The sequence below is a fragment of the Pseudarthrobacter sp. DSP2-3-2b1 genome (assembly GCF_049895945.1).
Lineage (GTDB): Bacteria > Actinomycetota > Actinomycetes > Actinomycetales > Micrococcaceae > Arthrobacter.
This window is the reverse complement of sequence record NZ_JAFCTI010000012.1, coordinates 78,257-90,284: the sequence shown is the minus strand read 5'-3', so window position 1 is coordinate 90,284 and position 12,028 is coordinate 78,257. Positions and strand designations below refer to the sequence as shown.

Below are 12,028 nucleotides of genomic sequence, written 5' to 3'. Positions count from 1 at the left end.
TCACTTTTTCTGAAAGCTGCGGACCGAATCCATGTCATGGAGTAGAGTCCGTGGTTAGCTTCAGAAAGTTTCCTGACTCCGAGGCGGTCCACCAGCCGCCGGGAGCCAGTCCGGACATCCCTAGAGAGGCGTCATTCGATGAAGAAGACAGCGAACACCCGCATCCCGCGCAGAATCATCCTTGGAGCGGCGATCACCGCTGCAGGCCTGGCCCTGAGCGGCTGCGGCGGAGCATCCACCCCTTCGGCAGGCGGCAACGTGGAACTGAACTTCGTCTACTGGGGTGATTCCAACCGCGCCAAGATGACGGACGCCGCCATCAAGATCTTCGAGGAGAAGAACCCGGGGATCACGGTCAAGAGCGAATACCAGGACAGCGGGCCCTACGCGGACAAGCTGGCCACCCGGTTCGCCGGCGGCAACCCCCCGGACGTGCTGAACATGGCCAACCGGACCCTGCTGGAATACGCCCAGCGCGGCACCCTGGCGGACCTGAAGACGCTGCCGGAGATTGACCTGGCCAAGATTCCCGAAACCATCCAGAGCCGCGGCGAGGTGGACGGCAAACTGTATGGCCTGGCCACCGGCGTCAACCTCATCGGCATGGTGGTGAACAAGACCATCACGGACCAGGCCGGCGTCACCATCCCGGATGACAAGACCTGGAGCTGGGAGGACTACGCCAAGTTCGCCACAGAGGTGTCGCAGAAGACCGGCGGAAAAATCTACGGAGCGGGCTACGACGTCGCCACCGAGACGGGCCCCATCCTGTTCGCCCGGCAGCGCGGCGAGGACTTCTACACCAAGGACAACAAGCTCGGCGTGAGCGAGGAAACCATCCGCGAGTGGTTCCAGTACAGCGTGGACCTGCGCCAGGCCGGCGGCTACCCGCCCGCCGGGTTCTTCGAGCAGATCGGCGGTTCGCCCGCGCAGTCCTACCTCGCCAAGGGAACTGTCGCCTCCCAGATCATTCCCATCAACAACTTCAAAGGCTACAACGAGGCCTCCGGCGGGAACCTGGTCCTGCTGCGTATGCCCGGTGAGACCACTGAAAAGCGCCGCGGCTACTCCGCGGATCCCAGCATGCTCTGGTCCGTAGCCGCGAAGTCCAAGCACCCCAAGGAAGCGGCCAAGCTGCTGAACTTCCTGATCAACGACGTCGACGGCGCCGCCCAGACCCTGACCCAGCGCGGTGTGCCCATCAACCCGGACGTTACCGAGGCCATCCTGTCCAAGCTGGGGCCGGACGACACCAAGTTCGTTGAGATGGTGGCTGACATCCAGAAGGACGATCTGCCGCCCGCCTACGTCTACCCCAAGGGCGCCAGCGTAGTGGCGGACACCCTCAAGCAGCTCGGCACCGAAGTCGAATTTGGCCGCATCACCCCGGCAGACGCAGCAAAGACCTTCCTCGAGAAGAGCAATGCCGCCATCAACAAGTAGCCGCTCCGCGCCCAGACACCCAGCCAAGCAGATAGGAGCCTGACACCATGTCAGTGCTGACCAAGCAAGCCTCCGGCGCTGCCGCCACCCTCGCAGCGCCGGGGCGTGGCAAGCCGAAGCGGGGCCCCTCCCGGCGGACAAACCAGCGCTCGGGCTACCTCTTCCTGTTGCCGTGGTTCCTCGGCATGCTCTTTACGATCATCCCGTTCTTCGCCTCGCTGTACCTCGCCTTTACGGACTACAACCTCTTCACTGAGCCGAACTTCGTGGGGCTGGCCAACTTCCAGGCCATGTTCGAGGATCCCCGGCTCCTGCAGTCCCTGAAGGTCACGTTCATCTACACCTTCGTCTCGGTGCCGATCTCGCTGGCCATCGCGCTGCTGGTGGCACTGGTCCTGAACCGCGGACTCAGCGGCCTCTCGATCTACCGGTCCGTCTACTACCTGCCGTCCCTGCTGGGCGGCAGCGTGGCGATCGTGATGCTGTGGCGCTACATCTTCGGCAACGACGGAATCGTCAACGGGTTCCTGGGCTGGTTCGGCATCCAGGGTCCGGCCTGGGTCACCGACCCTGAATTTGCCTTGAGCACCCTGATTGTCCTGAACGTGTGGACGTTCGGCTCGCCCATGGTGATCTTCCTGGCCGGCCTGCGGCAGGTGCCCACCATGTACTACGAGGCCGCCTCCATTGACGGCGCTTCGAAGTGGCGGCAGTTCCGCGCCATCACCCTGCCGCTGATCAGCCCCATCATCTTCTTCAACCTCATCATGCAGCTCATCGGGTCCTTCCAGACCTTCACCCAGGGCTACGTGATGAGCGGCGGCACGGGCGGCCCGGCGGATTCAACGCTGTTCTACAACCTGTACCTGTACCAGAAGGGCTTCACCGAATTCGAGATGGGTTACGCCTCCGCGATGGCATGGCTGCTGCTGATGATTATTGCGATTTTCACGGCCATAAACTTCATCGCATCCAAGTTCTGGGTCTTCTACGACAATTAAGGCAACCGCTATGGCTCTCCTCGAACTACCCGTCAAGAACAAGCAAAAAAAGGAAGAAGCTCCGGAAGATGCGCTGACCGGCACGCCGGGAACCCGCTTCTCCCGCCACCTGATCCTGTGCCTGGTGGGCCTGGTCATGCTGTATCCGCTGCTGTGGCTGATCTCCAGCTCTTTCAAGCCAAGCAACGACATCTTCCGCCAGCTCGGCCTGTGGCCGGAGAACTGGGACTTCAGTAACTACGAACAGGGCTGGAATGCGCTGAACCAGCCGTTCCACGTCTACCTGATCAACTCCCTGATCGTGGTGGTCTTCTCGATCATTGGGAACATCTTCTCCTGCGCCCTGGCCGCCTACGCGTTCGCCCGGATGGAGTTCACCGGCCGGAAGCTCTTCTTCGCCCTGATGCTGGGCACCCTGATGCTGCCCGGCCACGTGCTCCTGGTGCCGCAGTACATCATTTTCTCCCAGCTGGGCTGGCTTGATACCTACCTGCCGCTGATCGTGCCGAACTTCATGGCAACCAACGCGTTCTTCATCTTCCTGATGGTTCAGTTCATGAAGGCACTCCCCAAGGAACTGGACGACGCCGCCCAGATCGATGGCTGCGGACCGTTCCGCACCTTCCTCCGGGTGATCATGCCCCTCTGCATCCCGGCCATGGCCACCACCGCGATCTTCACGTTCATCTCCACCTGGAACGAGTTCTTCGGGCCGCTGCTCTACATCCAGAACCAGGACCTCTACACCGTTCCCCTGGCGCTGCGTGCCTTCATGGACTCGGAAGGCCAGAGCATGTGGGGCCCCATGTTCGCCATGTCCGTGGTGTCCATCGCCCCCATCATCGGCTTCTTCATCGCCGGCCAGAAGTACCTCATCAACGGCATCGCCACCACGGGACTCAAGTAGATCCGCCCCGCACTTCTCCGTATGCATCGCTGACTGAACAACACCCTTCAATGAATACGTCCTGGCTGGAGGCTGCCCGGACACAAAACAAAGGAGTTTTGCATGAGTTTGCGACGCCTGCTCGGCGCGGCCACCGCCGTCGTGATGCTGGGGAGCCTCACGGCGATCCCGGCCGCGAACGCGGTCCCTGCCGATACCCGAACCGTCAAAGCCGGTACGGATGTTCAAGGTACTCCCGAGGCCATGTGGAAGGAGACGCCGGACGGGTTCGCTTCCCTTCCCGGCTACGGCCTGTCCGGAACCACCGGCGGCCAGGCAGGCAGGATCGTCACGGCCGCCACCATCCAGGAGCTCAAGGACTACGCGGCGGCAAGCGAACCGCTGGTCATCTTCATCCGCGGCACCCTCACTGCTGCTGACTACATCAAGATCCCGGTGGCGGCCAACAAGAGCTTCATCGGGGTGGGGGCGGATGCGGAGGTGGTGAACGCCGGCTTCAAACTCAACAGCGTCTCCAACGTCATCTTCCGGAACTTCACTGTCAGGGATTCCTACATTCCCGGGGACTGGGACGGCAAGAGCCCTGAGAATGACCGCGATGGCCTCCAGCTCGACACCACCCACCACGTCTGGGTTGACCACATGAAATTCCAGCGGATGGGCGACGGCCTGATCGACACCCGCAAGGATTCAGACCTCGTCACCTACTCGTGGAACGTCTTCGCAGACAACAACAAGGCCCTCGGCGTCGGCTGGTCCGCGAACGCGGTGACCCGGATGACCGTCCACCACAACTGGATCCGCAACACCACCCAGCGCAACTTCAGCCTCGACAACACGGCGGCCGCCCACGTCTACAACAACTACCTGCAGGACATCGGCCAGTACGGAATGATGGGCCGCAACGCCGCGAAGGTGGTCCTGGAGGGCAACACCTTCACCGCCGTCCAGGATCCGGTGGTGGCCAAGGATCCCGCCACCGAGGTGGTGAACCGGGACAACATCTTCAACGGCACCCGGGGCCGCAAGGACAACGTGGGTGCGGCATTCGATCCCACCCAGTACTACACCTACCAAAAGGACGACGCCGCCCGGGTACCGGAGATCGTGGCCGCCGGCGCCGGTCCCCGCGGGAACAGCGCACCGAACAACACCACGGAAATCACCGTTGCCCTGGACGGCACCGGCGATTACGGCAGCCTCCAGGCCGCCATCGGATCGGTCCCCAGCGGCAGCACCCTCCCGCGCACCATCACGGTCAAACCCGGCACCTACCGGGAATCCGTCAACATCTGGGCCGACCGCCCCAACCTCACCATCCAGGGCGCCACAGCCAACCCGGCCGACGTCGTCATCACCTACGACCTCCCGGCCAGCGGCGTGAAATTCTTCGGCGGCACCTGGGGTGCCGGTGGCAGCGCCACCCTCAACGTCCTCGCCGAGGGCACCACGGTGCGGAACCTCACCGTGGAGAACGCCTATGACGAAGCCGCCAACGGAGGCAGCCAGGCGCTCGCCGTCCGGACGGTGGCGGACAAAGTGACGTTCGATGGCACCCGCTTCCTGGGCAACCAGGACACCTACCTCGCGGACACCACGGGCCGCGACGCCACAGCGCGCACCTACCTCAAGGACTGCTACATCGAGGGTGACGTGGACTTCATCTACGGCCGCGGCACGGCAGTGCTGGACGGCTGCACCATCCACTCCCTGGACCGGGGAAGCGCAACCAACAACGGCTACATCGTGGCCCCGAGCACCAAGAACTCCAACCCATACGGCATCCTGATCACGAACAGCACGCTCACTTCCGACGCCGCCCCCGGCACCGTCAGCCTGGGCCGCCCCTGGTTCGCCAGCAGTGACCCGGCTGCGCACCCGATGGCAGTGATCCGGGACTCGGTCCTGGGCAACCACATCGCCGTCCAGGGCTGGGCAGACATGAGCGGCCACGCCTGGACCGAGGGACGGTTCGCCGAATTCAACAACACCGGACCCGGCGCGTACGTCAATGAATTCCATCCCCAGCTTTCGCCCGCGGAGGCCCTCACGTTCACCAAGGAAGCCTTCCTCGGTGACTGGACCCCGGAAGGACGTGGCTGAGATGGCCCAGTTACCTGAGATCAACGTCCGACGGCGGAGCCTCCTTGCGGCCGGACTGACAGCGGGCGCCGTGGTTGCGTCGGGCATGCTTGGCCCGGCAGCCAGGGCGGCGGGTCGTGCAGGACTGGACGCCGCCGTCGGCTCCAACGGCTTTGCCGAGGCGGGGCTGCCGGTGGGCCGCGCGCTCGGCGGCGCCGCGTGGACTGATGGGCCGGAAGGGTTTGCTGGCGTGGCAGCCCACGGCCGCGCCGGCACCACCGGCGGGGCGGGAGGCCAGCTGGTCCGCGCCACGACTCCGGACCAGCTCCGCGCCTTCGCCAGGAGCACTGAGCCGCTGGTGGTGATCATCGAGGGCGAACTGGTGTTCGAGCAGTACGAAAAGCTGACCGTCACAGCCAACAAGTCCTTCCTCGGGGACGGTGAAGGAGCCGCGGTGGTGAACGCCGGCTTCAAGCTCATCAATGTCTCCAACGTGGTGTTCCGCAACTTCACCGTCCGGGACTCCTACATCCCGGGCGATTTCGCGGGGAAACGGCCGGACAACGACAGGGACGGCATCCAGATGGACACCTGCACGCACGTCTGGGTGGACCACATGCACTTCACCCGGCTGGGCGACGGCCTGGTGGACATCCGCAAGGACTGCGACAACGTCACCGTGTCCTGGAACGTCTTTGCGGACCACAACAAGGCGCTGGGTGAAGGCTGGACGCAGAATGTTGTCACCCGGCTGACGCTGCACCACAACTGGATCCGGAACACGCACCAGCGCAATGCCAGCCTTGACAACACGGCAGCCTCACACGTCTACAACAACTACCTGGAGAACATTTCCAGCTACGGGATGCTGGGCCGGAACGCGGCGCTGCTGGTGGTGGAGGGCAACTACTTCCGGAACGTCCGTAACCCGCTCCATCACCAGGGATCGGGCGGCGAACTGGTGGCCCGGGACAATGTCTTCGAAGCGTGCAGCGGCAACACCGGTGTGCCGCGGGGCCAGTCCTTCGATCCGGTGGCGGCGTACCCCTACGAGCTCTCACCTGCCCAGGCTGTCCCGGCACTGGTGCGTGCCTTCGGAGGTCCGCTGGGCGGGACGGAACCCGCAGCGGCGAAGCTCCTGACCGTCGCACTCGACGGCACCGGGGATTACGCCAGCATCCGGGCGGCCGTGGGGGCAATTCCACCGAACAATCCGGGGCACGTGACCGTCCTGCTGCAGCCGGGCACCTACCATGAGCCCTCGATCATCTGGGGTGACCGGCGCAACGTCACCCTGGCGGGGGCAACGGGAAACGCCGCGGATGTGGTGCTGACCAACAGCGAGGGGGTCACCCTGCTGGTGGCGGCGGACGGCTCGACGGTGCGGGACCTTACCGTCACTTCCGACGCACGGCAGGACGGCCACGTCCTCCTGGCCACAGGACACAACTTCACCTACTCGAACGTGACAGTTCTCAACGGCACGTCCGGCTAGCCTGACATCCCGCCGCAGTGGCCTGCCCGCAACATCGGGCAGGCCTCTGCATGGGAACGCATCACCTCCCGCTGAGAACCACAAGAATGAGACCAATGAAAACCACCAAGACTGCCCTCGTGGTGCGGGGCGGCTGGGACGGGCACCAGCCTGTCGAAGCCACGGAACTGTTCATCCCGCACCTCAAAGAGCACGGTTACGACGTCAGGGTTGAGGAATCACCCAAGATCTATGCCGACGCCGATTACCTTGCCGGGGTGGACCTCATCATGCAGTGCGTGACGATGTCCACCATCGAGAAGGACGAGTTGCTGGGGCTCCGCACCGCCGTCGGGAACGGCACCGGCCTGGCGGGCTGGCACGGCGGGATCGCCGATTCGTACCGGAACAGTGCGGATTACCTGCACCTGATCGGCGGCCAGTTCGCGTGCCATCCCGGCAAACACCCGGACGAGCGGACCGGCGAACGCTCGGACAACTACGTCCCTTATACGGTGAACATGCTCCCGGCTGCAGCGGATCATCCCATTACCAGGGGTATCTCCGACTTCGATCTCGTCACCGAACAGTACTGGGTGCTCACCGACAGCTACATCGATGTCCTCGCAACCACCACCCAGCGGGTCCGCGAGTGGGACCCGTGGCACCGCGAAGTTACCTCGCCCGCGATCTGGACCCGGCAGTGGGGCAAGGGCAGGATCTTCGTGTGCACGCCGGGCCACGAGACTGACGTCCTCAAAGACACCAACGTCCGCACCATTATCGAAAGGGGTTTGCTGTGGGCAAGCCGGTAAGAGTTGGCATCATCGGCTGCGGGAAGATCGCGGGGCAATACCTGGAGAGCTTCCGCCGCCTCGAGGACGTCATCCTCGTGGCTGTGGCCGACCTCGACCCTGCCCGCGCGCAGGCCGCTGCCGACACGTGCGAAGGCGTGCGCGCGGTGCCGGTGGAGGCACTCCTGGCCGCTGACGACGTCGACCTCGTCCTCAACCTGACCGTCCCCGCAGCCCATGCCGGCGTGGCGCTCCGGGCCATCGCCGCCGGCAAACACGTGTACGGCGAGAAGCCGCTGGCCGCCACCACCGCGGAAGCCCGCGAAGTGCTCGACGCTGCCCGGGCGGCCGGTGTTCTCGTCGGCTGTGCCCCGGACACGGTGCTCGGCACCGGCATCCAGACCGCCCGGAAGGCGATCGACGACGGCCTCATCGGCGCGCCGGTCGCGGCCACAGCCACAATGCTGACGCCCGGCCACGAGCGCTGGCACCCGGATCCGGACTTCTACTACCAGCCCGGCGGCGGCCCCCTGCTGGACATGGGCCCGTACTACATCAGCGCGCTCGTCACGCTGCTGGGACCTGTCAGTTCGGTGATCGGCGCCGCCAGCGCCGGCCGCAGCGAACGGACCATCGGCTCGGGGCCACGCGAAGGGCAGCCCGTACCCGTGGCCATCGACACCCACGTGACAGGCGTCCTGGAGCACACCTCGGGTGCCATCTCCACCCTCGTCATGAGCTTCGACGCCGTCCAGTCGACGTCCGCGAACATCGAAGTCCACGGCCAGCAGGGCTCCCTCGCCGTCCCGGACCCTAACCATTTCGACGGCGACGTCCGGCTCTTCGCGCTCGGCGCCGAAGACTGGGTAGCGCTGCCGGTCTCGGCCGGGTACCTCGGCTCCGGACGCGGCTACGGCATCGCAGACCTCGCAGCGACGCCGCAAGGGGATGAGCCCCGGGCCGGCGGCACCCTGGCCTATCATGTGCTGGACGTTATGGACTCCTTGCTGGCCTCCGCGCACACCGGGCAGGCGGTGGCAATCCGGAGCACAGCCGAACGCCCGTCCGTTGTCGCGCTCGCGGACATCGCCAGCCCGGGGGTGCCGGTGCCTTCCGGCAGCACCGCGATCAGGGAATGAGTTTCTCGGCCCGGTACCGGTCGAAGAGTGCAGTGAAGGCGTCCAGGGTCCGCCGGTAACCGGTGAACCCGGCATCCCGGCTCTTGCCCATGTCTGTCACTACCTCGATGCCCCGCCCGAGGTCGCCGTCGGTGTGCCACCACGAGGCCACGCGGTCCAGGTCCGGCTCGCTGAGGTTGTGGCGCCCGGCCAGCTCCCTCCACTGGTCCGCCCGGCCTGCCATGGACTGCTCGAGGGGGCGGGGCTGGCCCTCGTAGCCCTCCCACTCCACACCGAAATAGGCGGCGAGCTTCGGCCACATCCAGCGCCAGCGGAAAATGTCGCCATTGACGATATTGAACGCCTCGTTAGCGGCCTTCGGCGTGGTGGCGGCCCAGATCATGTGCTCGGCGAGCAGGCCGGCCTCGGTCATGTCGGTCAGCCCGTTCCACTGAGTTTCCGAGCCCGGGAAGACGAACGGCTCACCGCTCTCCCTGCACAGAGTCGCCTGGGCGGCCAGCGTGAGGCCCATGTTCATGGCATTGCCCACCGCGTGCCCGATCACCGTGTGCGCGCGGTGCACAGACCAGGTGAACCCCTGCTCCGCGGCCGCAGCCCAGAGTTCATCCTCCTGGGCGTAGTAGAAGTTCGGCACCGGCAGGCGCGGCTCCTCCTCGTGGAAGGGCGTATCGGCCATCTTCCCGGCTGCATACGCCTCGAAGGGTCCAAGGTAGTGCTTGAGGCCGGTCACCAGCGCAACGTGGGCCACGTCCTTGCCCCGGAGCGCAGCGAGGAGATCGCGCACCATGCCGGCATTGACGGCGATGTTCTCCTCCTCCGTCTCGCGCCGCGACCACGCCGTGAAGAACACATGCGAGGGATTCTCCGGCCCGAGAACTTCGGTCAATGACGCCGCCGAGGTCAGGTCCGCGGAGAGCCAGCGCACCCCGGGGCGCTCCGCTCCGGGCCTGCGGGACAGGGCAAGAACGGCCCACCCCTCGGCGGTAAGGCTCTCGACGAGCGCGGATCCGGCGATGCCGGTGGCTCCCACTACAAGTGCCGTGCGCTCCGTGCCCGCTGTTGTTCCTGTGCCGATGGTCATGGCGCTCCTTCTGGTGTTTTGTTGCCGTTACCCTAGAGCGACAAGCCAGCGCCACGGGCAGATATTCCAACCGGCAACACCGGGGCGGCCAAGAGACCGTCGCGCATCACGGCGACGGCGTCGGTCAGCGGGACGAATTCGGTGTCGTGGGTGACCATCACCGTGGCCACCTGGAACTCGTCCGTCACCTGCCGCAGCAGCCCCACGATCGAGGCGCTCCGCGCATGGTCCAGCGCCGCCGTCGGCTCATCCACGAGCAGCACCTTGGGGCTGCCCATCAGGGCGCGGGCGATGTTTACCCGCTGCCGCTGGCCGCCCGAGAGCTGGTGCGGCCGCTTGTCCGCGGAGGCGGCCAGGCCCACCAGGTCCAGGAGCCCGGCCGCCCGGGCACGCGCGGCTTTCAGCGGCTTGCAGCGCAAGTGATCGCCGATCATCAGCTGCTCGACGGCGGTCAGAGAGGCCAGGAGGTTGGGCTGCTGAAAGATGATGCCCACCGTCTCCCTGCGCAGGGCGGTGAGTTCCCTGTCCTTCAGGCCGGCCGTGTTGGTCCCGTCGATGATGACGTCCCCGCTGCTGGGACGGACAAGGGTGGCGGCAACCGCCAGGAGGCTGGACTTGCCCGAGCCGGACGGCCCCACGAGGGAGACCATCTGGCCCGCCGCGACGCTCAGGGTGACGTTGTCCAGCGCTTTGATGGTGCCGCCCCCGTCCGGGTATTCGAGGGTGACATTGCTGAGGGAAAGCGGCTGGGAGAGGGTTGAGCCGGCGGTAGCTGCGGCCAGGGGTGACGTGACAGACATGGGAAGAACCTTTCGGAAGGAAAGAACGGGGGGTTAGTTGCCGCCGAGGGCGATCAGCGGATCGACGGCGGTGACGCGGCGGACGGCCAGCGCCGCACCGGCCAGCCCCAGGGCCACAATCCCCAGCACCGGAAGCAGGGTGGTGGCGGGCGTGATCAGGAACGGGGCGGCCTGGGCTGCGGCGAATCCGCCGAGGACACCGATAGCCCCGCCAACGCCAGCGCCCGCCAGCAGCACCAGGGCCGCCTGGGCCATGGCGTCGCGCAGCACGTAGCCGCCGGAAGCACCCAGCGCCTTGAGGACGGCGATATCGCGGGTCCGCTGCACCGTCCACACGGTCAGGAACGCAACAATCACCAGCGCCGAAATGCCGTAGAGGAACGCCTGCATCAGCATCAGCGAACCGTTCTCGCTCTTGTAGGAGCCCAGCGCCTGGAACGAACCGGTGCGGCTGGTGCTGACCGTTCGCGCCAAGGCGTTCGCGGCCTCCTCGTCCACCACGGCACCCTCCTTGTACGTGACCGCTACGACCGTTGCCACCGGCAGGTTGCGCTGGCCGCTGCCCGGCAGGTTGCCCTGGCCGCTGCCCGCCGGGGCAAGGTGAGCCACTTCCGCCCAGGTGGGCAGGGCAGTCCACACCACGCCCGAGTGGGAATACCACTGGTCCTCCACCACAGCGCTGACCGTCAGGTCGGTGCCGCTCACCGTGGCGGTGTCCCCGACGTCGAGCGACAGATCCGCCGCCACGGTTGAGCCGATCACCACGGACCCCGCCCGGACAGGCGCGGGAGCCAGCTGGCCGCCGTCGGCAACGCCGAACACCGCCACATTGGTGGTGCCGCCGTCGCCGCCCTGGAGGCGGGACTGGCTGATGCCCAGGGCCTCGGCCCGTTCCACTCCCGCGGCACGCTGCCAGCTGCCCACCTGAGCGGCCGTCACTTCGCTTTCGGTGAAGGACGCCGTGGGTTCGTTGGTGCCCGGCGCGCCGAACACGATGCTGTCCACCGGCCGGGACCCGGCTCCGGAACCACTGCCTGGCTCCGAGCCCAGCTTTCCGATGGCGGAGGTGGACTGGTCGCCCAGCCCGGCGGTGAGCCCGGAGAGCAGCACCAGCAGGACCGTCACCAGCGCCACGACGCCACCCATCAGGGCGAACCGTCCCTTGGCGAACCGGATATCGCGGATTGCGAGAAACACGTTGTACTTCCTTCAGTCGGGGCGGGATTTCCTTCTACCTCCACTGTCCTTTCCGGAGCCGCCGCCCACATCGGGGACTTGGTTGAGCGCGGAGGGACGTAAGGCTGATG

Annotated in this window: 10 protein-coding genes; 7 read left to right on the top strand and 3 right to left on the bottom strand. The window is 65.9% G+C overall.

Annotation, left to right across the window (positions count from 1 at the left end; translation table 11 throughout):
* Nucleotides 1-138 precede the first annotated feature (138 nt).
* The 7 genes from ACP7AX_RS14980 (at nucleotide 139) to ACP7AX_RS14950 (ending at nucleotide 8,840) form a co-directional block, all read left to right on the top strand.
* Nucleotides 139-1,443 carry an ABC transporter substrate-binding protein gene (locus ACP7AX_RS14980; RefSeq protein ID WP_426227425.1) on the top strand — a complete coding sequence of 435 codons (1,305 nt, stop codon included), beginning with the start codon at nucleotides 139-141 and terminating at the stop codon, nucleotides 1,441-1,443.
* A 47-nt stretch (nucleotides 1,444-1,490) separates the two neighbouring features.
* The gene (locus ACP7AX_RS14975; protein ID WP_131684217.1) at nucleotides 1,491-2,444 is read left to right on the top strand and encodes a carbohydrate ABC transporter permease; all 954 of its coding nucleotides are present in this window, start codon (nucleotides 1,491-1,493) and stop codon (nucleotides 2,442-2,444) included.
* A gap of 10 nt (nucleotides 2,445-2,454) precedes the next feature.
* Nucleotides 2,455-3,351: a carbohydrate ABC transporter permease gene (locus ACP7AX_RS14970; RefSeq protein ID WP_131684218.1), complete on the top strand. Its 897-nt coding sequence runs from the start codon at nucleotides 2,455-2,457 to the stop codon at nucleotides 3,349-3,351.
* A 102-nt stretch (nucleotides 3,352-3,453) separates the two neighbouring features.
* Nucleotides 3,454-5,454, top strand: a complete 2,001-nt coding sequence (locus ACP7AX_RS14965) for a pectinesterase family protein (RefSeq protein WP_426227422.1) — start codon at nucleotides 3,454-3,456, stop codon at nucleotides 5,452-5,454.
* Entirely contained in the window at nucleotides 5,426-6,928 is a 1,503-nt protein-coding gene (locus ACP7AX_RS14960; RefSeq protein WP_426227420.1) for a pectinesterase family protein, read from the top strand. Before ACP7AX_RS14965 ends, ACP7AX_RS14960 begins: the two co-directional genes overlap by 29 nt.
* A 95-nt stretch (nucleotides 6,929-7,023) precedes the next feature.
* The gene (locus tag ACP7AX_RS14955; protein ID WP_131684221.1) at nucleotides 7,024-7,722 is read left to right on the top strand and encodes a ThuA domain-containing protein; all 699 of its coding nucleotides are present in this window, start codon (nucleotides 7,024-7,026) and stop codon (nucleotides 7,720-7,722) included.
* Entirely contained in the window at nucleotides 7,707-8,840 is a 1,134-nt protein-coding gene (locus ACP7AX_RS14950; RefSeq protein WP_426227417.1) for a Gfo/Idh/MocA family protein, read from the top strand. Before ACP7AX_RS14955 ends, ACP7AX_RS14950 begins: the two co-directional genes overlap by 16 nt.
* Here ACP7AX_RS14950 and ACP7AX_RS14945 read toward each other — a convergent pair.
* From ACP7AX_RS14945 to ACP7AX_RS14935, 3 genes are read right to left on the bottom strand one after another with little or no spacing between them, the layout of a single operon-like run.
* On the bottom strand, nucleotides 8,830-9,921 hold the full coding sequence (locus ACP7AX_RS14945; RefSeq protein WP_426227415.1) for an SDR family oxidoreductase: 1,092 nt from the start codon (nucleotides 9,919-9,921) through the stop codon (nucleotides 8,830-8,832). The two genes, ACP7AX_RS14950 and ACP7AX_RS14945, sit on opposite strands and share 11 nt — an antisense overlap.
* 32 nt (nucleotides 9,922-9,953) lie before the next feature.
* Complete coding sequence (locus ACP7AX_RS14940) at nucleotides 9,954-10,721, bottom strand: ABC transporter ATP-binding protein (RefSeq protein WP_426227413.1); 768 nt, start codon at nucleotides 10,719-10,721, stop codon at nucleotides 9,954-9,956.
* Nucleotides 10,722-10,754: 33 nt separating this feature from the next.
* Nucleotides 10,755-11,918 carry an ABC transporter permease gene (locus ACP7AX_RS14935; protein ID WP_426227411.1) on the bottom strand — a complete coding sequence of 388 codons (1,164 nt, stop codon included), beginning with the start codon at nucleotides 11,916-11,918 and terminating at the stop codon, nucleotides 10,755-10,757.
* Between the last annotated feature and the right edge of the window lie 110 nt (nucleotides 11,919-12,028).